This window comes from Alteromonas pelagimontana (assembly GCF_002499975.2).
Classification (GTDB): Bacteria; Pseudomonadota; Gammaproteobacteria; order Enterobacterales; family Alteromonadaceae; genus Alteromonas; species Alteromonas pelagimontana.
In genome coordinates this window covers 2,387,387-2,412,399 of record NZ_CP052766.1, presented here as the reverse complement: position 1 = coordinate 2,412,399, position 25,013 = coordinate 2,387,387, and the positions used below count along the sequence as shown (strand labels likewise).

General features: G+C 47.6%; 21 protein-coding genes. 14 read left to right on the top strand and 7 right to left on the bottom strand.

Annotation, left to right across the window (positions count from 1 at the left end):
• Positions 1–183 precede the first annotated feature (183 nt).
• Positions 184–906 carry a hypothetical protein gene (locus CA267_RS10695; protein ID WP_075607493.1) on the bottom strand — a complete coding sequence of 241 codons (723 nt, stop codon included), beginning with the start codon at positions 904–906 and terminating at the stop codon, positions 184–186.
• Between the two features lie 267 nt (positions 907–1,173).
• On the opposite strand from CA267_RS10695, the gene CA267_RS10690 reads away from it, so the two are divergent.
• From CA267_RS10690 to arfB, 5 genes are all read left to right on the top strand, one after another.
• Positions 1,174–1,674 (top strand): (2Fe-2S)-binding protein, encoded by a 501-nt coding sequence (locus CA267_RS10690; protein WP_075607494.1) that lies wholly within the window; start codon positions 1,174–1,176, stop codon positions 1,672–1,674.
• Complete coding sequence (locus CA267_RS10685; RefSeq protein ID WP_075607495.1) at positions 1,671–2,696, top strand: FAD binding domain-containing protein; 1,026 nt, start codon at positions 1,671–1,673, stop codon at positions 2,694–2,696. Before CA267_RS10690 ends, CA267_RS10685 begins: the two co-directional genes overlap by 4 nt.
• Positions 2,683–4,920: a xanthine dehydrogenase family protein molybdopterin-binding subunit gene (locus tag CA267_RS10680; protein ID WP_075607496.1), complete on the top strand. Its 2,238-nt coding sequence runs from the start codon at positions 2,683–2,685 to the stop codon at positions 4,918–4,920. The genes CA267_RS10685 and CA267_RS10680 overlap by 14 nt, the downstream gene beginning before the upstream one ends.
• Positions 4,921–5,149: 229 nt before the next feature.
• Entirely contained in the window at positions 5,150–5,341 is a 192-nt protein-coding gene (locus CA267_RS10675) for a CsbD family protein (RefSeq protein WP_075607497.1), read from the top strand.
• 219 nt (positions 5,342–5,560) lie between these two features.
• Positions 5,561–5,974, top strand: a complete 414-nt coding sequence (gene arfB / locus CA267_RS10670; protein ID WP_075607498.1) for an alternative ribosome rescue aminoacyl-tRNA hydrolase ArfB — start codon at positions 5,561–5,563, stop codon at positions 5,972–5,974.
• 29 nt (positions 5,975–6,003) lie between these two features.
• Here arfB and CA267_RS10665 read toward each other — a convergent pair whose 3' ends face one another.
• Positions 6,004–6,507 (bottom strand): GAF domain-containing protein, encoded by a 504-nt coding sequence (locus tag CA267_RS10665; protein WP_075607499.1) that lies wholly within the window; start codon positions 6,505–6,507, stop codon positions 6,004–6,006.
• Between the two features lie 92 nt (positions 6,508–6,599).
• On the opposite strand from CA267_RS10665, the gene CA267_RS10660 reads away from it, so the two are divergent.
• Positions 6,600–7,184 (top strand): acyl carrier protein phosphodiesterase, encoded by a 585-nt coding sequence (locus CA267_RS10660; protein ID WP_075607500.1) that lies wholly within the window; start codon positions 6,600–6,602, stop codon positions 7,182–7,184.
• A gap of 17 nt (positions 7,185–7,201) precedes the next feature.
• Here CA267_RS10660 and CA267_RS10655 read toward each other — a convergent pair whose 3' ends face one another.
• The 3 genes from CA267_RS10655 to zntR form a co-directional block, all read right to left on the bottom strand.
• On the bottom strand, positions 7,202–8,194 hold the full coding sequence (locus CA267_RS10655; protein WP_075609896.1) for a YihY/virulence factor BrkB family protein: 993 nt from the start codon (positions 8,192–8,194) through the stop codon (positions 7,202–7,204).
• Positions 8,195–8,360: 166 nt separating this feature from the next.
• Positions 8,361–9,602 carry an SO_0444 family Cu/Zn efflux transporter gene (locus CA267_RS10650; RefSeq protein ID WP_075607501.1) on the bottom strand — a complete coding sequence of 414 codons (1,242 nt, stop codon included), beginning with the start codon at positions 9,600–9,602 and terminating at the stop codon, positions 8,361–8,363.
• Positions 9,599–10,024: a Zn(2+)-responsive transcriptional regulator gene (gene zntR / locus CA267_RS10645; RefSeq protein WP_075607502.1), complete on the bottom strand. Its 426-nt coding sequence runs from the start codon at positions 10,022–10,024 to the stop codon at positions 9,599–9,601. The genes CA267_RS10650 and zntR overlap by 4 nt, the downstream gene beginning before the upstream one ends.
• 347 nt (positions 10,025–10,371) lie before the next feature.
• On the opposite strand from zntR, the gene uvrD reads away from it, so the two are divergent.
• From uvrD to CA267_RS10605, 8 genes are all read left to right on the top strand, one after another.
• Positions 10,372–12,543, top strand: a complete 2,172-nt coding sequence (gene uvrD / locus CA267_RS10640; protein WP_075607503.1) for a DNA helicase II — start codon at positions 10,372–10,374, stop codon at positions 12,541–12,543.
• A 570-nt stretch (positions 12,544–13,113) separates the two neighbouring features.
• Positions 13,114–13,629, top strand: coding sequence for a hypothetical protein (locus CA267_RS10635; RefSeq protein ID WP_075607504.1), 516 nt, complete (start codon positions 13,114–13,116; stop codon positions 13,627–13,629).
• Between the two features lie 420 nt (positions 13,630–14,049).
• Positions 14,050–14,838, top strand: a complete 789-nt coding sequence (locus tag CA267_RS10630) for an RNA polymerase sigma factor (RefSeq protein WP_075607506.1) — start codon at positions 14,050–14,052, stop codon at positions 14,836–14,838.
• Entirely contained in the window at positions 14,835–15,440 is a 606-nt protein-coding gene (locus CA267_RS10625) for a hypothetical protein (RefSeq protein ID WP_075607507.1), read from the top strand. The genes CA267_RS10630 and CA267_RS10625 overlap by 4 nt, the downstream gene beginning before the upstream one ends.
• A gap of 4 nt (positions 15,441–15,444) precedes the next feature.
• Positions 15,445–18,879 carry an ATP-dependent helicase gene (locus CA267_RS10620; protein ID WP_075607508.1) on the top strand — a complete coding sequence of 1,145 codons (3,435 nt, stop codon included), beginning with the start codon at positions 15,445–15,447 and terminating at the stop codon, positions 18,877–18,879.
• Between the two features lie 95 nt (positions 18,880–18,974).
• Entirely contained in the window at positions 18,975–20,147 is a 1,173-nt protein-coding gene (locus CA267_RS10615) for a multiubiquitin domain-containing protein (protein WP_083638201.1), read from the top strand.
• The gene (locus CA267_RS10610) at positions 20,069–21,550 is read left to right on the top strand and encodes a ThiF family adenylyltransferase (RefSeq protein ID WP_217358029.1); all 1,482 of its coding nucleotides are present in this window, start codon (positions 20,069–20,071) and stop codon (positions 21,548–21,550) included. Before CA267_RS10615 ends, CA267_RS10610 begins: the two co-directional genes overlap by 79 nt.
• Positions 21,547–21,876, top strand: a complete 330-nt coding sequence (locus CA267_RS10605) for a DUF6527 family protein (protein ID WP_075607510.1) — start codon at positions 21,547–21,549, stop codon at positions 21,874–21,876. Before CA267_RS10610 ends, CA267_RS10605 begins: the two co-directional genes overlap by 4 nt.
• Before the next feature lie 304 nt (positions 21,877–22,180).
• On the opposite strand, the gene CA267_RS10600 is transcribed toward CA267_RS10605, so the two are convergent.
• On the bottom strand, positions 22,181–23,761 hold the full coding sequence (locus CA267_RS10600) for a serine hydrolase (RefSeq protein WP_075607511.1): 1,581 nt from the start codon (positions 23,759–23,761) through the stop codon (positions 22,181–22,183).
• Between the two features lie 240 nt (positions 23,762–24,001).
• Positions 24,002–24,874 (bottom strand): EamA family transporter RarD, encoded by an 873-nt coding sequence (gene rarD / locus CA267_RS10595; protein WP_075609898.1) that lies wholly within the window; start codon positions 24,872–24,874, stop codon positions 24,002–24,004.
• Positions 24,875–25,013 lie beyond the last annotated feature (139 nt).

The window sequence follows — 25,013 nt, the reverse complement described above, 5'->3', positions numbered from 1 at the left end:
TTTAACTTACTTGCCAGTCGCTGGCATGTGGAATCCTTCTGAACCAGTACGGGGATTGAGCATGAACACCTTCGTCAGTCGGCATTGAAATCACTTTCAATCGGACTTCTTTATCCGGGTATCGCTGCTGAATTACTGCAAAATGTGCGTTTGATATCTATCTGTGCAGCAATGTTGTATTGATTAAAGAAACTGTACCGACGCGACCTTTAAGCCGAAAATAGAGGTTTCACCTCTAATAATTGCTCTACCTTGCTCGTATTTTGCGTGGCGTAAAGAATTAAAAGAAATACACAAATGCGTATCTTCAAATTCATCTAATTGGCTTACTTTAATTCTGCTTCGACAATACTTTCGCCCCTCGACAATCTGATAACTAGCCTGCTTCTGATAGCGGGTGTTGTCGGCGACGCCGTGTAATAATACCGGTAAAAGAAACGCTATTATGTACCAGGCAAAACCCCCAAATAATAGCGGAAAAAACAACAACCCCAGATAAGATCGTGGCGCTTTGCGTTTAATAAGTTGGTAATAAGCCCCCCGATTGAAAAGCTCCTTTATTAGCGCAAGTGTCGCCAGCAATGTAACAATAAACGTGCTCGGCAAAACATGCTCTCCCCACCAGCGAGAAGGAATAAACATAGGTTGAATAAAAAGCGAAATGAGGATAGAGGAGATCAGCAATATTGATGTCCGCTCAACGAGCGCCTTTCTGCGCTTCTCTTGTGGCGTGAGAACAATGGGAGGAAGCGCTGGTTTTTCACAGTCAGCCTTAACTTCACGTCTACTTTTCAGTTCAGACTGAGCGTTAGCAAAGCGTTCGGGATAACGCGCGGCATCCATATTATTAATGACATCCACCAGCTCATTTTCTGAGTACTTGGTGTAATCAGGGGAGTTATCCATACTCACAATTTCTTTCAAGGTTGTACCATCACCCTATCAAAATAGAATGATTATCGCCATACCGCCTTCCCCACATTAACACTAATCCGGCACAGTCGACGTAATCAGCATTGATTGAATTCCTCTGTCTCTGAGCTGATCATACATCAATGTGGATGAGTATAAGTTAAGGATTAATTCAGGTTCAACACCACTGGATCTGAGTAACTGCAGCTGTTGTCATGCGGATGTTGCAGTTAATTTAAACCTGAGAACAAAGGCCATCCAATGTCAGTGATAACGATTAACCAGACCGAATATCCAATACCAGACGATCCACGCACCACTCTGCTGGATTTTCTGCATCAGCATTTATCCATGTTTGGCACTAAAAAAGGTTGCGACCATGGACAATGCGGTTCCTGCACCGTGCTTGTGGATGGAAAACGCGTTAATTCGTGCCTGGTGTTTGCGTTCCAACTGGAAGACTGTTCCGTGACCACTATTGAAGGGATCAGCGAGGAAGGCGCACTACATCCCGTACAACAGGCATTTATTGATAACGACGCGTTTCAATGTGGATATTGTACGCCTGGACAGATTTGTTCATCCGTGGCAGTGATGTCTGAACTGGCCCGGGGTGAACCTAGTACGTTATCTTTTGACCAAGACTATACTCGCAAAGAAGATTTAAAAGAGCGAATGAGTGGCAATTTATGCCGTTGTGGCGCCTATCCTAATATTCTTGCTGCCGTGGAAGAGGTAATGGAGAAGGAGGCAACATCATGAAACCTTTCGCCCTACATCGTCTGAAAAACGACAAACAGCTTTCTTCTATTCCGCACTTTTCCTCAAGTAAATTTTTAGCTGGCGGCACCAACCTTGTCGATTTGATGAAGTACCAGATTGAAGAGCCTGAACAGCTAATAGATTTATCGGCCTGGCATGATGCCAATTATATTAATGAAACAGACACTGCCTATGAAATTGGCGCAATGGTGACAAATACGGAGCTGGCGAATTTTGCCTATAGCCGCAGCGATTTGTCCCTGCTTTCTCAGGCGTTACTTTCTGGCGCAACCGTGCAACTGCGAAACCGGGCAACCACCGGCGGCAACTTACTGCAACGAACGCGCTGTTACTATTTCTACGATACCGCAAAATCTTGCAATAAACGCGAGCCAGGTTCTGGCTGTGCTGCGATGGAAGGTTACAACCGCAACCATGCAATTTTGGGTACCAGCAAACATTGCATTGCTTCGCATCCATCTGATATGGCAGTGGCAATGACAGCTCTGGATGCAACTGTTCATACCCGTAACAGAGCGGGTGAAGTCAGAGCCATTCCGGTACGCAATCTTTATCAGCTACCTGAAGACACCCCAGAGCAGGAAACCTGTTTACAAGAAGATGAGCTGATTGTAGCGGTCACCATTCCCAAAAAAGAAAGAGGCGTGCACCTCTATCGCAAAGTGAGGGACAGATCGTCTTATGCCTTTGCTCTGGTTTCTGTTGCCTGTACGTTGCAGATGGATGACCACGCCATCGCAAGTATTAGCCTTGCTTTTGGCGGCGTAGGCGTCAAACCATGGCATGCAATTAAAGCTGAAGGTCTTTTGCAGGGCAACACTCTTAGTGACGATTTACTTGAGCAGGCCGCACAAGCAGAAATCGCGGATGCCACCGGCTTTGGTCACAATGATTTTAAAATTCCACTGCTTGTCAATACGATGAAAAATGTCGTTTCTACACTTGCGCAATTTCAGCAGGATCATCCCACTCACCAAGGAGCAATGTATGGCCAACGCTAATGCAACTAACGCACATTCCAAGGTAAGCGCAGTAGGACAACCACTCAATCGCGTTGACGGACCACTTAAAGTACAAGGCAAGGCCACCTACGCTGCCGAATATCTGCCGTCGCAAAAGCCTCTGGCGGGATGGATAGTGGGAGCCACTATTCCGCGCGGTACTATTACAGCAATTGATACGACAGAGGCTGAGAAGCAAGCAGGAGTTAAAGCGGTGCTCACCCACCTTAATGCGCCCTCTCAGCTTCCGTTTGGCCAGCCTGAAGACAAAGGCCGTTTTAAGCAAAGCCGGGCGATGTTGAACGATGCTAAAATCCGCTATTTCGGCTTTCCGGTGGCGCTGGTAATTGCAGATACCCTTGAGCAAGCTCGCTACGCCGCCAGCCTCGTCGCGGTAAGCACAGATGAAGAAGCACCTAATCTGTTAACTTCGCCAGAAGAAGCACGCGACGTACCAGAATCGTTGGATGGCGGCCTTGAAGCTGATGCCAGCATGGGCGAAATAGCCGCTGCACAGCAGCGCGCGCAGTCTCTGGTTAACGTAACTTATCAGACGCCCACTCAGGTCTCAGCCGCCATGGAACCTCATGCTTGTGTGGCTGAGTTTGATGGCACCAAACTGCATGTGCATATGAGCGTACAGGTAGTGGCCTCTGCCGTTGAAGCGATTGCCACTACGCTAAAAATGGAACCTGAAAACGTTGTGGTGCACAGCCCGTACGTTGGGGGCGGCTTTGGTTCTAAGTTAGGCGTATTTAACGAGACTATATTAGCCTGTCTGGGCGCCCTGCATCTAAATCAACCCGTTCGAATAGCGTTGAGCCGCCGGCAAGTCTTCAAAAATGCACCTCATCGTGGCCATTCCTACCAACATATGACGCTGGGGAGTGATGAAAACGGAGCGCTTACCAGTATTCGGCACAACAGTTACATGCCGATGGCCAGAGATTATCAGTTTGCCGAGCCAACAGGCGCAGGTGCAAGATCGACCTACCGCGCAGATGCTATCAGCAGCACGCATAGGGTAAAAGTCGTTGATTCGCCGTTGCTGGATTCCACCCGTGCGCCAGGTGATGCTATTGGTTCACTGGCTTTTGAATCTGCCATCGACGAAGTCGCGCGCAAGAGTAATATCGACCCGTTAACGTTCCGCATCAATAATATGCCGGATAAACATCCGGTGTCAGGCAAACCTTTTTCCAGTCACGCATTAAAGCAATGTTTTGAGGAGGGCGCGAAAAAATTCGGCTGGGCAGAACGTCAATCCAGTACAAATGGAAACAAGCGGCGCGGCTTCGGTGTTGCTTCAGCCGTACGGTTGAATATGATCACCCCAAGCGCTGCACAGTTGTCGCTCACTGCCGATGGAAGCTTAAAGGTAAGCACCGACATGACAGACATCGGCACAGGCACTTACACCATACTCACGCAAATCGTGTCAGATTACTTTGGCATCGACACGGCAAAGGTCACTGTTGACCTCGGTCATAGCACATCCCCGGCGTCCAGTGGCTCCGGAGGTTCATTCGGAGCTTCAAGCTCTGGCTCTTCAGTATTATTAGCGTGCGAAAAGCTGGCGCAAAAAGTTTGCCAGCTGTCGGGCTATAAAGAAAGTTCCGCAGCTATCCGATTTGCCGACGAACGGATAGTGTTATCTGAAAAAGGCTCGGGAAAAGAATTAGCGGCGTCTTCCATTGCCACTCTTATTGGTAAGTCGGGTAAAGACAAGCTGAGCGTCGAAGCGAGTATCGCCCCTGGAGATGATCATGATAACTACGCCCAATTCTCCACCGGCGCGCAGTTTGCTGAGGTTGAAGTTGACACGGTGACTGGCGAAATAAGAGTGATCCGCCAGCTTGGTGTATTTTCAGCGGGCAAAATCCTCAATCACAAAACTGCTACGTCCCAACTGGGAGGTGGGATGATTTGGGGCGCAGGATATGCGCTAATGGAAAATCTTGTTACCGACCAGCGGGACGGCAGCTTTATTAACTGCGATTTCGCCGAATATCACATTCCGGTTAATCGGGATATCGGTGATATAGAAGTACACTTCATTGAAGAGCCCGACTACAAAGCCAGCAAGCTGGGTTCAAAAGGTATCGGTGAATTGGGTATCACCGGCTCTGGTGCGGCTATCGCCAATGCAGTAACCGACGCTATCGGTGTCAGGTTCAGAGAGTTTCCTATCACCTTGGATAAAGTGCTGTGTAACAGTAAGTGAAGATTCTCAGCTGAACTTCTGGCGCAGGCCTGTTGGAGTAAATCCTTCACTGGCCTTGTAAAAGAGTAAATCGCCTGGTTCAACATTCAATACGGGAATTTTAAAATCGTTGAAAAGTATTTGTTTTTCAATGCCTTAGGTAATACCCTTTATTTGGTATAGCACTTGCTTATCTACTATACCGTGCGAAAAGAATTCGCAAGGTTAGAAAATCCCTAAGGAGGACACGATGAACAGTGATCGTATGAAAGGTAACTGGAAAGAGCTTAAAGGCAACGTTCAGCAGAAGTGGGGTAAATTAACCGACGATGATTTAGATGTCATTGATGGAAAGCGTACCGAACTGGTCGGTAAAATTCAGCAGAAATACGGCAAAAGTCGCGAAGAAGCTGAAAAAGAAGTGGACGAACACTTTCGCTAAATAACCCACTAATGTAGTAATGCGGCCACCTGATGTCTCTTATTCATACATATCTGCGCAAGTGGCATTTCCATTACTTAGCATTTAAAATGCTTACGCTCCCGATACCTTTTATCGGGAGCGTTTCTATTTCGATTGTGAGAAAATGCAATATCATAATCAAACGTTTGGCACTCCTGAAAATTCACTCTTCAATTTAAATTAAGACAATGGCTGCTCATGATAGACATTACTCCCACTTTACAACTTGCCGATGACGACGTTGAGCTGAGTGCCATCAGAGCGCAAGGTGCCGGAGGCCAGAATGTCAATAAAGTCAGTAGCGCTATTCATTTACGTTTTGATATACAAGCCTCTTCCCTTCCCTCTGAATTAAAGCAAAGACTGCTGGAACAATCCGACAATCGGGTAAATACAGACGGCGTATTTGTGCTAAAAGCGCAAAGTTACCGCACTCAGGAACAAAACAAGCTCGACGCATTAAAGCGACTTTCAGAATGGATTGTTTCTGGTACGGTAGTGAAGAAAAAGCGCAAGCCTACGCGGATTAGCAAAGGGGCAAAGATCCGCCGCAAAGAAGCTAAAAAGAAACTCAGTCAGACTAAACAAATGCGTCAAAAAGTGGATATATAACTAAGCGAATCGTTTTAGCTTATGTCAACTTACTGCTCTACCGACTGTTGTTGAGCCGCCAACTCTGCTTCCACCATCTTTGCGAATTTCATCAGCATAGTAATGTCTTCGTCGGATAGCACCAACACATCGTTATGAATAATACATAATGTACCCAACGCATAACCGTCAGGGGAATAAATAATGGCGCCAGCATAGGCGCGGATAAAAGGTGCACCTTTTACTAATGGATTATTGCGAAACCTGAAGTCTTCGTGAGTATCGGGAATATAAAGGTATTCTTCTTCTGCTATGGCATAAGCACAAAAAGACACGTGACGCTCAGTTTCAACAGCATCTAATCCCTGGCGGGATTTAAACCATTGTCGATCGTCGGCTACGAAACTGATAAGACATATTGAACTGTTGAAGTATTGCTGGGCTTTTGCAGTAATGGCATCGAAACGCTCATCGGGCGGCGTATCTAAAATTTCTAGTTGGTAAAGCGCGCTCAGTCGATCTGATTCAGTTTTTAAAACCGTGTGGTTTGTCATACATTCCTATAGTTGCTAAAGAGTAAAAGCAGAAAAAGCGCAATGCATATGACATCATCCCCGCTTGTCTGTCATATGCTATTCTATTGTAGATGAATTACCTTGCTCATTTGTATCTTGCCCAGCCCACTCCCGATTCCCATTTCGGCAACCTGCTGGGGGACTTCCGCCGAGGCGTCGACACAAGCGCCTATTCTGCAGATGTAGTAGCGGGGCTACGAAATCATTATTTAGTAGACGCGTACACTGACAACCACCCTTACGTAAAAGAAGCCAAAAGCTGCTTTAGTGCGCAGAGAAGGCGTTTTGCAGGAATAGCCTTGGACGTGTTATTTGACCATTACTTGATCAAGCATTGGTTGAACTATAGTGCTACAGATTTTGACAGCTTTTGTGATCAAGCTTATCAACGGTTGGAACAACGCATTGCCATTATGCCAGCTCAAATGCAACCCGTTGTCGGCAGTATGGTTGAACAAGGCTGGTTAAGCAACTATCGGGCGCTAAATGGTGTGGCCTTTGCGCTGGATAAAATTTCAGCGCGGATCCGGTTTCCCAATCAATTCAATGGCAGCATTGAAGAAATCACGCCAAATTATCAGGCGCTTGAAGAATGCTTTACAGCATTTTTCCCTCAATTAATCGCACATGTCGCCGCGCACAGTCCGGAATTGTAAGTAGCAGGCGATTTTGGCTAGCTTTTTCTTTCTTTAAACGACGATGGGGTTGAATGTGTATCAGGTGCATCCTGAGGCGAATGATCTGCCACGAAAGCGCCTCGCGCTCCCTTAGGTTTGGGCGTTCCGGTGGTACTGTCGCGCTCGGTCTGAAGCTCCATGGCAGAGTTAAATTCTGCTCCCAGCAAAATGATATAAGCACTTAAATAAAGCCACATTAATAAAATGACTATTCCGCCCACCGAACCATAGGTTTTGTTATAGGTAGCAAATTCTGCCAGATAAAATGAAAAAGCTAACGAGCCTATCACCCACACCACAGTAGCCAGCAACGATCCCGGCGTCACCCATGTCCATTTTGCAGGCGCGCGATGTGGGCCATAGCGATATAAGGTGGCCAAGCCAGCATTAAAAACCAACATTAATACGGGCCAGGTAATCCAACGAGCTGCATCATCTGACAACCAGTTTCCTGTCAGCCAGCTAAGTAACTGGGGTAAAACAGTAATAAATATCAACGACGTAATGACAACAATAATAATGCACGCAGTTAACACCATGCGCGCCAAAATCGCTTTTAAGAAGCTTCTGCTATGGGTTTCGTTGTAAGTAATATTGCAGGCAGTGATTAGGGCGTTCGCACCTTTGCTGCTACTCCATAAAGTAAGAATAAGGCTGATGATAAAACCCGAACTCAACGCCACGTTCGAGTTATTGATAAGGCTTTCAAGCTGATTTTCGATGATGTAACGGCTGTCTGCAGGTACTACGTTAATAAGCAACGTCATATGATCTTGCAGTTCATCAGGCGAAACTAATAAACCATACAGAGAAATAATGCCGGCCAGCAGCGGGAAAATGGCAAGTAAGAAATAAAATGCTACACCGGCGGCGATGAGTGACAAATTGTGCTGCTGCATTTTTGTGTAAACGCGTTTTAGAATTGTCCACCATGCCGTCATTGGCAGCTCTGTAAATGTATCTGCCTCGTTACCTTTTCTCGTTGCCATTGTCTCTGCCACCTCATTTAACGTGTCTACCGGCGACATCATTAATCCGGTCTGTTTAATGTGTACTGGCTATTTAGCTCAGAGGTTTACAACGGCGTCAGGATGCTATGAGAAATAATCACCAGAAAGGAAGCACCAGTGAATCGTTCCCTGGTGCTTAGGAAAGTTAATGACAGCAACTGCTAGTTGCCGATTCCTTACTAAAGCGCTGCTGAAGATTTTGCCACCCCAGGCGGATAATAAGCCCCGCCAGTACCACTGCACACAGCGCATAAACTGCATTCCATTGACCATGTTCATGAGCGCCTTGACCACTGGTAATGAAGCCCTGCAAACTGAAAGCGTCGACCGCCCAATTAAGCGCGTAGCCCAAACCAATACTGGCCGACACCACGCTAAACAGATAGAGGTATAAAGAACGCATCCCGAGTTCCTTGACTATTACGCCCATGGTGGAAATATTCGTCGCCGGGCCTGCCAGTAAAAATACCAGTACCGAACCGGGAGACAATCCCGCAGCCAAAAAGCCCACGGCAACAGGTGTCGATGCAGTGGCGCAGATGTACATAGGAATGCCGATTACTGCCATTATCAGCATGGCAATAAAACCATCGCCCCATTGGGTTAAAAAGTTAGTAGGCACCCAGGTTTGAATGACGGCCGCGAGTACTAAACCAATTAGTAACCATACTGCAATATCAGCCAACAGCTGGCCGGTGGCGAATTGAAAAACAGTGGCAATATTGCCTTTTTCCCTGCTTTCAGTTTTTATTGTCGCACTGGGCGCGGTACCTGAACAATCTGATGGAGCAGGTACCGACTCAGCGGGCTTACTGCCACAACAGGACGTAGAAACTGCAGGCGTTGCCGCCGCTTTACTGCTACAACAAGAGGTCGATTCACTGGTTTTAGCCTTTGCCGCAGGAGAGCCAGAGCAACAACTTTTTTGCTCTGAAGTAGAAGACACAGCTCGCGTTTTACTATTTTCGCTACTGTCGGTATCAAACCACTTCACCATCAATCCTGCATACACAGCGCTGATAACCGCGGCAACAGGCCGTACAATGGCGAATAAAGGGCCTAACAGCGCGTAGGAAACAGCAACAGAATCGACCCCGGTTTCAGGCGTCGACACTAAAAACGATACCGTAGCCGGTTTCGAAGCACCGCTTCGCCTTAGCCCTACGGCGGCGGGAATAACACCGCAGGAGCACAGCGGCAGTGGCGCGCCAATAATTGCAGATTTTCCCACCGCGCCAAATGAGTTAGAGCCCATGTGCTTTTGTAGCAACGAGATAGGCACCAACTCGTGCATGACGCCAGCGACCAGCAATCCCAGTAATAACCAGGGCGCCGATTCCATAAATAGACTAACAAAGTTTTGTGCCAGTAATGCTAAATCGTTCATAATGGTTCCGTAGACGCTAATATTTGCAAAATAGAACAATGGTCGGCGCTTTCCGGGCCTCCGCAGCAGGCAGTATGAAGCCGCTGCAGCGAACGCTGAATACGCACCAATTCACCAATTTTTTCGCTTACCTGATCAATTTTCTGCTGGGTGTGATGTTTCACTTCTTCGCAGGTGTGATCGCCGGGATGAAGTTGCAGCTCCAGCAGCTCGCCAATTTCATCCAATGTGAAGCCCACCTTTTTCGCCCGTTGAATAAACAACAGTCGCTCTTTATCCGACTGGGCGAAGATTCGATACCCTCCCTGCGACCGCTGCAATGGTGCCAGCAAACCTTTATTTTCATAAAAGCGGATCGTATCGACGGTAACGCCGGCTTCTTTCGCCAACTCACCTATTTTTAGTGTTGATGATTCTTTCATGGGATGCATTATAAACTCTGGACCTGGCTCTAGAGTCAAGTGTAATAAAAATATCCGTGATATCGAGTGTTTTTTGTTTCTCAGGCTACCTACAATTCTGCTTTAGGCCTTCACTACGAGTATCTTCTTCTGTACTTACGGTTTAATCTACCGTTGCTCTTACGCTGTATAAATTCACAGTTTTGTCTGGCATAATTACGGCGTCTTTCGGCCACTTGTAGCGCATTGTCTTCTAAGGGCCTACACCTTCAAAGGCGATAAATTCTTAAAAATATTGTACGCAGCGTTACATTTACGCTCAAATCGCCTTAGCTTTTTAATAATGATAAGACAGGTAACCAAACATTATGGATGTATCCCTACTGCTTGACGACTTAAACGACAAACAACGTGAAGCTGTCGCGGCGCCACTCTCAAATATGCTGGTATTAGCTGGTGCTGGTAGTGGAAAAACCCGGGTACTGGTGCACCGTATCGCCTGGCTGATGGAAGTGGAAAACATTGCCCCGTTTTCCATTCTGGCGGTAACTTTTACCAATAAAGCTGCACGGGAAATGCGCGGCCGAATCGAATCCTTGATGGGTCGTGGTTTACACAATATGTGGATTGGTACGTTTCACGGCCTGGCTCACCGGCTGTTACGCAGTCATCATGCTGAAGCGGGCCTGCCAGAAAACTTCCAGATTCTGGACTCCGATGATCAATACCGGCTGATACGCCGAATTCTACGCGCCATGAATCTGGACGAAAAACATTGGGCTCCCCGCCCGATCCAGTGGTACATCAACGGCAATAAAGATGAAGGCTTGCGCCCGCAGCATATAGAAACTCATGGCGATCACACACAGCAGAAAATGCGGGATATTTACGCCGCCTATCAGGAAGCCTGCGATCGTTCCGGGTTGGTAGATTTTGCAGAATTATTGCTTAGGGCTCACGAGCTATGGGCGAAAAATCCGGAAGTGTTAGCGCATTATCAGAAGCGTTTTCGCGCGGTACTGGTGGACGAGTTTCAGGACACCAACAATATTCAGTATTCCTGGTTACGTATGTTATGTACCGGTGCGAACAACAACATTATGATCGTGGGCGATGACGATCAGTCAATTTATGGCTGGCGCGGCGCGAATGTAGATAACATTCATCATTTCTTAAAAGATTTTCCTGCGCCAGCCACTATTCGGCTGGAGCAGAATTACCGTTCCACTGCCACCATTCTAAAAGCGGCAAATGCAGTAATTGACAACAATTCCGGACGTTTGGGTAAAGAACTGTGGACTGACGGTAGCGACGGCGAATTAATCTCGGTGTATGCCGGTTTTAATGAACTAGACGAAGCGCGCTTTATTGTTTCGCAGATTAAAAACTGGTTACAGCAAGGAAACGCACTGGCAGAAAGTGCCATTTTGTATCGCAATAATGCTCAGTCACGGGTGCTGGAAGAGGCCTTATTGCACGAAAGCATCGCGTATCGGATATACGGCGGCCTGCGCTTCTTCGAACGACAGGAAATTAAAGATGCGTTAGGTTATCTGCGCATGATTAATCACCCCCACGATGATGCGGCTTTTGAGCGGGTGGTCAATACGCCAAGCCGCGGAATTGGTGAAAAAACCCTAATGCAGGTAAGAGAAGCCGCGCGCCAGCATAATTGTTCCTTATGGCAAGCGAGTCACTGGCTGCTGAATGAAAATGCCCTTAAAGGACGTGCTGCTAATGCGTTACAGAGTTTCACTACATTAGTTAGCGAGCTAGAGCAACAAGTGCAGGATTATCCGCTGGAAGAACAAGCCGATACAACGATAAAAAAATCTGGCTTGTATGCCATGTATCAAGCTGAAAAAGGCGAGAAGGCCCAGGCTCGGCTGGAAAACCTGGAAGAACTGGTTACCGCCTGTAAACAATACGTGGTGCCGGAAGAAGCGGAAGAAATGACGGCTTTGGCAGCCTTTTTAGCCCATGCTTCACTGGAAGCGGGTGAAACCCAGGCGCAAACGAATCAAGATGCGGTGCAAATGATGACCATCCACACTGCCAAAGGGCTGGAATTTCCTTTAGTATTTTTGGCTGGTGTGGAAGAAGGCATGTTCCCCAGCCAGATGACCAATGATGAACCTGGCCGAATGGAAGAAGAAAGGCGGCTTTGCTACGTGGGGATGACACGCGCTATGAAGAAGCTGTTCATCACCTATGCAGAGAGCCGCCGGGTGTATGGACAGGATAAATACCACACCGCGTCGCGCTTTATTCGTGAAATTCCCGCTGAATGTGTAGAAGAGGTCAGGCTAAAATCTACTATCTCCCGCCCCGTGCACAATCGTTTTAGTCGCGCAACATCCCATGAAGCATTTGAAAACAGCGGGTTCACCCTCGGCCAGCGCGTGGCGCATAGAAAGTTCGGCGAGGGTATTGTGCTCAACTACGAAGGCTCTGGCGATCACGCCCGGGTGCAGGTTAACTTTGACGACTTTGGTAGCAAATGGCTAGTACTGGCATACGCGAAACTGGAGCAGGCTTAAGTTAAATTTGGTCAAGAATTCGGGTTGCCGAGGTGTTCTAGGTCAAGAGAATAGCGTTGTGAGTTGGGAGGGGGGTTGTCGCGGACTCTCAAGACTCTGGCGATACAACAGTAGCGTGTTTTGGTAAGGAAATATCAGAATAATACCGAGAATTCTGGTTATTTGGCAGTTTTAAGTGTCTGCTTTGTACGTATTGCGGTCGTTCAGGTGCGAAACATCAAACAATAGGGTCGAGGGAGCTATCGAATCTCAGAAGGACAATGCCTGCCGTCAAACGGAAAAGTATTGCCTCGACGTTAATCAGTTGGATAACTTCAAGAATCTAAAAGCGTCTCTTCGGTTAAACCGCGCGAACAAAGCTAGTTTTGCACAAATAGCCTTATTACAGTTCCGGTAAAGCCGTATTAAGTTATCAGTAGTTTAATGGTGGTAAGTCGGATGAAAGCCTCATAATCATAACCTTTAAGCTATCTGTTATTGAAGAAAAATGCACTTTTCTGAAATGAATACTGTTCAGTTTTGGTCTAAGAATTGCTCTTTATTATCATCAATTAATAGTTCGGCAAAATTATGCTCATATCATCCAGTTACGCAACGTCTCCCATACAAACATATAAGCAGTCTGAAACAAAGCCCCAAAATGTCGTTGATGAAGCGCCTACAAGCCAAGGAGATACAGTCATACTTTCAAAGCCAGCGCTAGATCTGGCTGCGAAGGAAAAAGGCAGAGAGTTTTCGAATAGTTTTGTGATGCAAGTAGCCAATCAAAGCAATCAAAAAGCCGAAGAAATGCTTGCGGCTTTTACATACGGACTTAATAACCCTTTAATCGATATCTCTAGTTTGAATCCGGCTACAGGTAACGGAGCAACATACACTAGAACTGGTCAGCCAGTAACTGATGCAAGTGAAGTTCTCTTTGCTAGCCAGAACGAATCATTGCTTAAACGAAATGAAATTTTGATTGCTCAAGAACGAGAGAAAGGCACCTCGGCAGCTACGATACTTGAAAAAGTAATGCAATCGATTGATCAGCAACCACAAAGCTATAAGGACAAAATAGACTGGTCCAGGTTATCTTCTTAAAATCAAAGACTGCCAATAAATTCCGATATCAACTTATAACAAAAGCAATAAGCAGATATCACATCATTGGACGTCCGCTCTTTGTCTTTTGATGCCCATCAAGGCTCTCTGTAGGGCAGCTCAGTACGTACAGCGGTCGTTGGCTCATTACGTTTTTAAGGGTATCAATGAGCGAATTGCTGACTTTCGCTTCGGTATTCCGTTGAGCCTTTATCACCCTTAACTTTCCAAAAAACATTTAAAACTGTACCTTTTCAGCAACAGCGAGTAGGTTAAAGATTTGAGCTAGATATAGTCGATTTTCGACCTAAAATGGGCATTATTGACGCTATCCCTAGAATTTCCCATTTACGAATAAAGAAATATCAAGAGATAATAAATTTGTTATGTACATGATTAGATATTAAGAGAAATTCAAGGATGGTAATACCGCTAAAGAAAACAACGCGAGAAGGTGAGCCTTACCACCGGCGCGCTGAAATTGAACAGGCGCTAAGCGCACTGGATGATCTCGCACCCGGTCAGTTGGTGGAACGTCTAACATGCACCCAGCATGCTGTGCCGTTTGAAGTGTTAATTTACTTTCTGCGTCACACTGAGCTAGAGTTGGGCCCAAAGTACCTAGAGCCTATTTTTTGCACCTTTTATGGACGGCTTGAAGTCGTGTTGCAGAAAGTAGTGTCTGGTGCCTGGATTGATCACGCCGCATCTATCCGAGAAGAGCTTTCCGAGCAGATCATAGAAATGATTGCGAAGGATCGAGGCTCTCAGGAGGAAAAAATGTACTATTGGGAGGTCAATTTTAATGACGCTCTGAGCAAATTGCGTACGGATGTATTGAGAAAACATGGCCCAGCCCGCAAAACTGATCCCCTGAACAATGCTAGACCATTGACGGAGGAGAGCGACAACGGGGAGGAAGTCAGTCACGAAGTTGATATTGCCGCTGCTGAATTTATTAATCCAAATCCGTCAATAATAGACGATGTCGCTTTCCGGTCGCGGCTAGTGGACGCGATTAATGAACTACCGGAGGATGAACGACGTGCATTTGGGTTGCGGTGGCAGGGAATGCCGATCGAGTCACAAGACCCGGAAGTCGAGACCATTGCGAAAGTATTAGAATGCACGGAAAGAACGGTGCGTAACCGGTTAAATCGTGCTATCGAAAAACTGCGAGTCGTGTTGCAGGCGGAGGAGCTACAATGAACATTACATCTAAAGCGTCAAAAGAAGACGTATTACACGCGTTCTCAGCAGAATCGAACCCCAATACTGACACCTTGGCGAGCTATCTGAAGAGCTATCCCCAGTATCGCGAAGCGCTCATTGATCTGTCCATTGAGATTTTTACGGCTCCGAAGTTTGATGAAGTGGCTGCCGAGAAGCTTCCAGGCGACAAGTCCAGACAGGCGTGGTCCAAATTTCAATCCTTGTTGAGTCCTACCGACCCCGCCTCGACAACTTCGCGACCAATAGGTAATCCTCTGTCAAATCTAAGCGATGAGCGTTTTCGTGAACTTGCCAGTGAGTTGAATGTTAACCGCCTGTTCTTATCCCGCTTAAGAGATTGTTCTATCCAGGTGACCACTATTCCCGAGCGATTCTTGTCCGCAGTTGCACAGGCACTGACAATGCCACTTGAGGGGCTGATAAGCGCCTTAGAGGCCCCACCTATTGTTGCTTCAGGTCTGAAGCACAAGGCTTCGGGGAAGCCTGAGGCGGGTGACAAAATCACTTTTGAAGAGGCGCTGACAAGTTCTGCATTAAGCGAAGCACAACAAGCAGTATTGAGGGACATGAAGGACTAGTAATATGGACGCCATCGAAGCGGCTCGACAAAAGGCGGCTGAGCTGCATCAGGCAGCTTGTGCTCGGGGCAGTGATACCAGTGCGTTGTTGTCTTTTGTCACGGATGAGGCAGAGCGGCGCGGAATAGATGTTTATCCACTTGCCCAGGGAGATCCCCAGCTTAAAGGTGGGAGAGCCCTCTACGACAGCCAAGCAGGGATGATTCTCTACGAAGACGTGGGCAGTGATTTTGACAAAGCCTTTTTAATCGCTCATGAGATTGGCCATTTGGAGTTAGAAGGTCCTGCACAGAATGACCTTGCTGAGGAAATCGATCCCGACCGTTCTGCCGAAGCACCTGCCGTTGGTGCCGATCGAGTGGTTGACTATGGCAGCCACGAGCGGCGCGAGATCGTTATGGATCTTTTTGCTCGCGAATTGCTGCTGCCGCGCAGTGTGGCAAGATGCTGGCACATAGACGAACAGTTGTCTTCTGAGGAAATCGCTGGTCGATTAAAAGCTCCGTTGAGTGTGATTCAACAGCAGCTGCTTGATGCGCTGCTGCTGCCTCCCATTTCGCCACCACTCACAGAGTCCGCAGCTACACCGGTCGGTTTGGATGCTTCCCAACGCAACGCCGCTTTACACCGTGGCAGTGCCTTTCAACTCCAAGCGGGGCCGGGCACCGGTAAAACTCGCACTCTGGTGCATCGCATTGAGTCTTTGCTGGAAGAAGGGGTAGATCCTGGGGCTATCTTGGTGTTGACCTTTTCCAACAAGGCCGCTGGCGAGTTGCGCGAGCGCATAGCCGCTAGGTTCCCAGAGGCAGTGGCGACACTATGGTTGGGTACCTTCCACTCTTTCGGACTGGATATTGTGCACCGCTTTCATGACCGGTTGGGATTATCTGAAAACCCTAAGGTGATTTCGCGCTACGAAGCTATTGAACTGCTTGAAGATGAAATAGCACGGCTTCCACTCACGCACTTTCGCAATCTCTACGATCCAACCCTGGATTTGGGCGACATGCTCTCGGCCATCTCGCGAGCGAAGGACGAAGTCGTGAATGCCACTGAATATCGAGCATTAACAGCGGCTATGCTTGATACTTCTCGAGAGTTACCGCCTGGCGACGTTGCTGATAAGCAGCGTGAACGCGCTGAAAAATGTCTTGATGTAGCTGAGTTATATCAAGTTTATGAGACTTTGTTGCAACGTACCGACAGCGTTGATTTTGGCGATCTAGTTTCACTTCCTGTGCGTTTGGTGGAATCAGAGCCAGAAGTTCAACAACTGCTCGCATCACGCCACAAACACATTTTAGTGGACGAGTACCAGGATGTTAACCGCGCCTCAGTGCGCTTGATTAAGGCCATTGCGGGAGAAGGCAAACAGCTTTGGGTCGTCGGAGATTCGCGCCAATCCATCTACCGTTTTCGAGGCGCTTCCTCGATCAATATGAAGCGATTTACTGAGGACTTTCCCGGTGCACAAGTAGCGGGACTGGATATAAATTACCGCTCCTCGAGTGAAATTGTCGATCTCTACCGACACTTTTCGACGAACATGAGAGCCTCTCAAGGGGCTTTACCTTTGCAGCTCCAAGCTCATCATGGCTCATTGGGAAAACGGCCTGAATTACGTGTGGCTACCACCCCTGATGACGAAATTGCGGTACTCGCTGCAGCGATAATGGAGAAGAAAAGTCAGGGTGTCGAATACAAAGATCAGGCGATACTCTGTACTTCCAACAACCGCTTGAGCGAAATCGCTGCCAGTCTTGAAGCCCTCGGCCTGCCGGTGTTGTATTTAGGCAGCCTGTTCGAACGTGAAGAAATTAAGGATCTGTTGTCATTGCTGTCGTTAGTGACCGACCGGCGAGCTACTGGCTTGGTGCGGGCGGCGACACTTCCCGGTTACACAGTTCACTTAGAACACATTACTGCGTTACAGCAACACCTGCGCGAAGCTGATCCCGATCCCTTGGGTTGGGGAGCACTGATAGATGATGTGCCCGGTTTAGATGAACAAGCCAGCAAAAGTCTCAAACGTCTATCGGCGGCTTTGAGCGATGTTCCCACTAATGCCAACCCCTGGCCGGTGTTGGCAAGCCTTGTCATTGATCGATTGGGCTGGGCAAAGCAGTCGGCCATGGCCAATGACCTACAAGGCCAATTGAAGGGAATCGCTCTATGGCAACTTTTGAACTTTGCCCGCAAGCCCATCAATAGCAGCGGATTGCCAGTTGATAGGCTGCTGTCGCGCATTCGCCGCATTGTGCTGCTCTCCGAAGACCGCGAAATGCGTCAACTCCCTCAGGCGACGCAAAGCATCAATGGCGTTCGCTTAATGACTATACATGCCAGCAAAGGTTTGGAATTCAAGGTGGTGCACCTCCCTGGAATGATCTCCACAGGATTGCCGGGTAGCAACAGGCCGCCGCGCTGCGTACCCCCCGATGGACTGCTCGAAGGAGCAGAGGGTTTAACGGGGCTTGAGGCTATTAAGGCCGGGCACGAGGAAGAGGAAGAGTGTAAGTTCTTTGTGGCCACTTCACGGGCACAAAATGAGTTGTTGCTTTATGCCTCCTCTGTACAAAGCGATGGAAAAACAAAACGCAGTCGATCAAAATACATCGACCGTATTGCCTCTGTTATCCAGCAGCAGAACAATCCTGCTCGGCTCAGTATCAACCCAGTGGAACCCGAGATCTTAAGCCTCGATGAAGAAGCACTGCTGATTAGCGAAAAACAGCTCAGTTTGTATGACCGCTGCCCCCGGCGGTTTCTCTACACCCACGCTTTGGCCTTGGCGGGTAAACGTACCGAGAGTGCTTTCATGCAAATGCACAGTGCGGTGTACGATGTGCTGGATTGGTTGGGACAGAAGCACAGCGAATCCACGCCAAGTGCTAGTGAACTGGAGGCTCAATTTACACAGTCGTGGCTCAACCGGGGACCTGTGGATCATGGCTACTCAGAGGACTATCGCCGCATCGGGGAACGCCTTGTGCAATACCTAATCGAGACCCGACAGGGGCGTCAGTTGATCAAGCCAGAGGTACTGCAAGTGTCTTTTCCTGAGGGCGAGATTAGTGTATTACCCGATGAAATGACACTCGATACAGACGGCAAGTACAGCATTCGGCGCATCAAGTCCGGCAAAAAAGGCAACGATGAATTTGACCGCCTTGAATACACGCTATTGCTTGAAGCGGCAGAACGTAAATTTGGGCATGGCACTCGAGTGGAGGCCGTGCACTTGGCTGGCGAAACCCAGGAGCAGGTCGCGGTGACCGACCGCAAAAAATCCGCGCGCCTGAGCAAAACCCAATCAGCCATGGGGGCTATCGCCCAGGGGCAGTTTCCTGCTAAGCCTGAAAATCGCACTTGCCCCCGCTGCCCCAGCTTTTTCATCTGCGGCAAAGTCCCTGCAGGAAAAATTTGTATAAAAAAGTAGATTAAGCTTTCCGGTCGAGACGTTTCGCTTCGATTAACCCCTTGAACGGCTAAGAAACCGCATGTCGCGGCAAGCCATCAAGAGATTATTCGATTATGAACGATGTTACGTCCCCCAATAAAGCGCGTGTTGAGCGCGAAAACATAGCCCTTTGTCGTCAAGAGGGCCGCCCATTGCCTGTTGCAGACCACTACCTGATACAGGTGCTTGATCCTAACGGGCTGGGCACTCTGGTCGAAATTGACGATCCGGTTCCCACCGGTCGCCAAATTCTGGGTGCAGCAGGCAAAACCCCCGTTGAAAACCACCTGCTGTTACTGTTTGACGATAAGGGTAAGCTCGAAGCGGTAGGCCTCGATGACACGGTTGACGTGTACCAACGTGGCGTTGAACAGTTTTTTGCTTTCGATAGCGATCGTCTTTTCTATGTTGCCTTAGATGGACAGCGTTTTCCCTGGGGACAGGCTCAGATTTCTGAGGATGTGCTGCGCCAGGTTGGCGGTATTGCCGAGGATCTAGATATTTGGTTGGAGCGCCGTAACCAGACAGATCAGCTTCTTGCCGATGGGGACTGCGTGGATTTGGATGAGCCGGGTCTCGAAAAACTATACACTCAACTCAAAATCTGGAAGCTAAACGTACAGGGCGTTATTGTAAACGTCGAACAACCGACGATTGTTGCCAGCGATGCACTCAAGGCAGCCGGCTTTAACCCAGACAAAGGCTGGATTTTGGTGCTCAAGGTGAAGGGCGAGCCTAAGCAAGTCATCGAGATGAGCGATATCATTGACCTGCGGAAACCGGGTATCGAAAAGCTCCGCCTTACCCCGGCAGAAATCAACAATGGCGAGGCGACAACTACTCCCGCCCCCGCCTTTGAATTTACCCTGCTAGACCAAGATGTTGCGTATTTAAATCACCTGGGGCTCAATTGGGAGACTCGCCTGGTTGGGACACGGCGTTGGTTAATCATTCACAATCACTCCTTGCCGAGTGGTTATAACTGTGAACAGGTAGATCTTGCCATAGAAATTCCCACTGCTTACCCGGACGCAATGCTCGATATGTTCTTTGTTCATCCTGTCCTGACGTTGGCTGTTGGTGGCAACATTCCTCAGACTGAATGCCGGGAAAACATTCTTGGTAAGGTCTACCAGCGCTGGAGCCGCCATCTTAATGGCGTCACACGATGGAATCCCCTAACGGACAGCGTAATAACGCACTTGGCTGTTGTGGAAGAATCTCTGTTGCGGGAGGTGGTAAAATGAGTACAACAATTAATCAGCCCATCAAATTGGCGATCAGTGAGGCTCATCATGCCAAACTGCGCGAGCACCTTTTCCCCGGCGACGGTCTGGAGGCCGCCGCTATTGTTCTCTGTGCCCAAAGCGCCGCACATCGCTATGTGGTCAATCAGATTCTGCTGGTTGAATACGTCGATTGTAGTGAACGCTCGCCTGATCGCATCAGCTGGCCTGGCACCGCCATCGAGGAAGCCATTGACCTAGCAGAGGCTCATGCCCTGTCTGTAGTGCTGATACACTCACATCCTGGCGGCCTCTTGGCGTTCTCAGCCATTGACGATGACAGTGATCGAGAAGTCATGCCCGCGCTATTCGAGGCCAGCGAATCGCATTTGACCCGACATGGCTCGGCCATCATGACATCGGACGGTGCCATTTGCGCTCGGCTCTATGATCACCAACTGATGATTACACCTGTTAGCGCTGTGCACCTTGCTAGCGATGAGTTACTAACCTGGCAAGCGTCTGAGCAAGGTAGTTTGCTACCTACCCCTATGGCCTTCTCAACCGAAATGGGTCGTCACCTAAAGCACTTCACCGCTTGTGTGGTTGGAGTATCCGGTACTGGATCCATCGTGGTAGAACAGCTTGCTCGTCTAGGCTTTGGCCGATTGATCCTGATCGATTTTGATGAAATTGAATTCAAGAACCTCAACCGTATCCTCAACGCCACTTTGGACGATGCCCGGAACAGCACAGCCAAAGTAGCGAGATTTGCGGCGGCCATTCCAACATACCGCGACGACATCGAAGTGCTTACACTTAAAGCCAGCGTTGCTACCCGCGAAGCCATTGAGCTAGCGGGCGGAGGTGACGTGCTATTTTGTTGTGTTGACAGCTTTGAAGGACGGCAAGTGTGTGACCGCATTGCTGCAGCGTTTCTGCAGCCACTATTTGATGTGGCAGTTACTATCCCAACACGTCAGATTTCTGGAGGAATCGCTGTTGGCGATGTATGCGGGCGGGTGGACTATGTGAAGCCTGGTGGCAGCACCTTGGCGGATCGCGGGGTCTATACTGCAGAAGCTCTGCGCCGGGAATACTTGCAACAAGTGGCCCCAAATGAGTTGACGAAACAAGTAGCAGAAGGGTATATCAAAGATGTCGCCGAAGAAGCTCCATCGGTTATTTCTCTAAATATGCGTGCTGCCAGTGACTGCGTCATGGAGTTTATTGCGCGCGCATACCCCTTTCGCCAGGAACCAAACGCCAAACGGGCACGTACACAATTTTCATTGGCAGCTGGTGAAGAGGAGTTTATGGGTGAAACGGACTTTAGCTGCGTGCCAAACCCATACCTTGGCCGTGGTTTAATCGAGCCCCTGCTAGGTATGCCGCGTTTTGCCGTCAGCGAGGCGAACACATGAAATGGACCAATTGGATACTAATACAGGTAGATAGGCTCCTTCCCGCGCGACGGATCACCATCGTTGAGGCTGATACGCCACCGCAGAAACTACCACGACGCAATTTGGTGCTGGCTCGAGAAGACAACGAAGATTGGGCCGTGGCCTTTCGTTGTCCCTGCGGCTGTGGAAAACGGTTAGAGTTATTGCTCATCGAAGAGGCTAATCCTAACTGGTCTATCAATATCAGCAAAGAGGGTAAGCCCACACTTCACCCCTCTGTTTGGCTCAAAGGAGGGTGTAAATCACACTTTTGGTTAAGAAACGGGAAAATTATCTGGGTTTGAGCATCTACAGTTTAGTCATTTAAAGTTTGTTGAGTATGCTACCAAACTCTACTGTTGCTGGAAGATACAGTTGAGTGAGGCAGGAAGGGCATGAGAGTCAGATCTTCGGATTGGATTAACTGAATGACCGCTGCTTGTCTAGAGCAGCCTATCACGAGGCTGCTAATCAACGATTGCTCTTCGCTCGATGCTGCCTTACGAAGCCTTCCCAAAGGCCGGAGGGTGCCAGAAGCGGATGGTAGAAGTTGCTGTTGAGCACCATAGCTTTTTGATACTTCCATTTAGAAGTAACAAATAATTGAACTTAATTTTTTATTTTCTTTCCTGTTAAATCTTGATTATTTAGATTTAAGATCAATTTATTCACCGATCCACTTTCATCTTTCACAAAGGTAATTGCGGCGTCAATCTGCTTTAACACAAAGCGACTATCAGTGACTGAAAAAATTGGCAATGTGGTGTCGCCTGTAGCGGTTATAAACAACGCATCTGCATTACGGCTAACGTTTATTGAAAAATCAGCTAATTCATAATCGCCAACATATTCATCGAGTTTCTCTTTATTCAAGATAACTTTTGAAAATAATTGATTATTGAGGCTAAAAATAGTCTTCGCTTGTTGTTTTTTGTTATGTTTAACAAGTAATTTTGCAAAATGATGTAACTCGCCAGCCTCAAAATTTATTTGTCCCTCAGTGACAAGTTTTTTTGCAAGGTCTAATGCATTATCATAGCCTTTTTGCTCCAACTTTTGCTTGAGTAATTTAATATCAGGCGATAGAGCAAAGTCATCAAGATAAAATTCTGCCAGTTCATCCATTAGATTTTCTGGTTTTGAACCTGCAAGATTAGTTAACAGTACAATCGAGATATCATCATCTGGATAGACAGCCAAAGCTGACTGACCCCCGCCAGCGGTAACAACTTTCTTGTTTAATGGTCGATTTACTTTATACCAGCCCAAAGCATAAGGATGCATATTAGGGTTTTCTTTTGCCCAATGGTCACTGCTAAGTGGCGCTTCTTGCCACAAAATTTCAAGACTATCTTTGTTATCAAAAAATAGTCCTCTTTGTAAGGCTATGCTCCATTTTGCTAACTCATTCGCTGTGGAACTCATTCCTGCGCCTGCTCGAATAATTGATGGAAAATGTGTTAGCACATTAGACAAATTACCTTGCTGATTTTGTCTGTAATCTCTCGCCTGATGCAAGTTAACACCTTCAAAATGAGCAAATCCTGCGGCTTCTGTTCTCATCATGCCAACTTTTTTTAGCTGAAATTCTATTATCAAATCCGAGTAGCTTTTACCGCTGACCCTCTGAATAATTTGGCCTGCCAATAGATAATTGGTCTGGTTATAATGAAATGCAGCTCCCGGTTCAAACAGCATTTTTCTTTGTTGCACAGCCTGCCATGATTGCTCTTCGCCCTCACTATTAATCAATTGGAAACGTTCATTCATAAAGTCTGGTAAACCTGAGCTATGAGTCAATATCTGATTAACGGTGATCTGCTGCCATGACTTTGGTAGATCATCCATATAAGTTGAAATAGTCGCACCAAGATCAATTTTTCCCTGTTCGACCAATTGCATCACAGCCACACAGGTAAATGCTTTCGTCATAGATGCAATATTAAAAACAGTATCATCGTCGACCTTGACTGAATGTTGAACATTAGCGGTGCCATAACTCGCTGCCTTTACAACTCGATTGTTCTGAATAACCGAAACTTGTAAGCCTGGTATGCCTTTCTCTTTCATCTTCGCAAGAAGAAAATCGTCAATATTATCGGCGTGTACCAAGGCATTAAATAACAAAAAGCAAATACCTAGCATAGACTTATTGGACAACTTTAGTTTTTTGAATTTAGATGCATTCAACGAATATCTTCCTTGCTTAATAGCTTGATTAAGTTATGTTTTCTTATCCTGCTAACGCTTATAGTGAAAATTTAGAAGGCAGCATACATAGTAAAGTTAGTTATTCCAATGGCCGCTGTTCGCTCTTCTCAGACATTCCCTTAAACAAAAAGCGACTCGCCCCAGTCGCCTTTTATTTTATTACTAAGAGATTTTATTTCGCTATTCGTGACTTCTATTTCATGAACAATGCGATGCTAATCAGGATGAATAACGCAGCTTGCGTTGGTTACGATATACCCGCAGCGAGTCGGCGCTAAATAATAGCAGCCCCGCCCAGACAAAGGCGAATGTGGTTAATCTGCCTTCCTCTAACGGTTCGCCGTAAAGGTAGACGGCGAGAAAGAACATAATAGTTGGTCCGATGTACTGGAAAAATCCCAATGTAGAATACATGATGCGTCTGGCCGCTGCGGTAAAGCATAGCAACGGCGCTGTAGTAACAATGCCAGCAGCAATCAGCATTGCGTTTAATGGTAGAGAATTTGCCGTCATGTTGCTGTGAGAGGAAGCAAAGAATAACCAGTAGCCAATCGCAAGCGGCAGCAGCATGATGGTTTCGATGAAAAGCCCGGGCAGCGAATCGACTGCTACCTGCTTGCGTAACAAACCGTAGATGCCGAATGTTGCGGCTAACACCAGTGCTATCCAGGGCACCTGCCCGTAAGAAAAAACCAGCATTAACACACCCGCTAACGCCAGTACTACGGCTATCTGCTGCAATGGTCGCAGCCTTTCTCCCAGGAACAGCCGGCCTAGAAAGACGTTGAATAAGGGATTAATGTAATAACCCAGGCTAGCGTCGAGCAAATGATCGTTATTAATCGCCCAAATAAAAAGTAACCAGTTTGCACCGAGTAAAATACCCGCCAAAAACAGGATTTGCATGACTCGAGGTGAACGCAGTGCAGCCTTAACCTTTGGCAGTTGGCGGAAGCCGAGTATCAATCCAATTAAAATCAGCGCTGACCACACCACCCGGTGCATCAACACTTCTGCCGAGGGCAAAATTTGCAATTGTTTAAAATAGATGGGCGCAACGCCCCACATGGAATAAGCAGCAATCGCGCTCATTACGCCGATTCGCGTAGAGCGCGCTTGCTCGTCGGTTGGAGTTGGGTTCAACACACACCTGCCGAAATAAAAATAGATGGACGTATTCTGATAATTTAACGCGATGAACACAACGCTTTTGCGCTCACCACACTGCTCG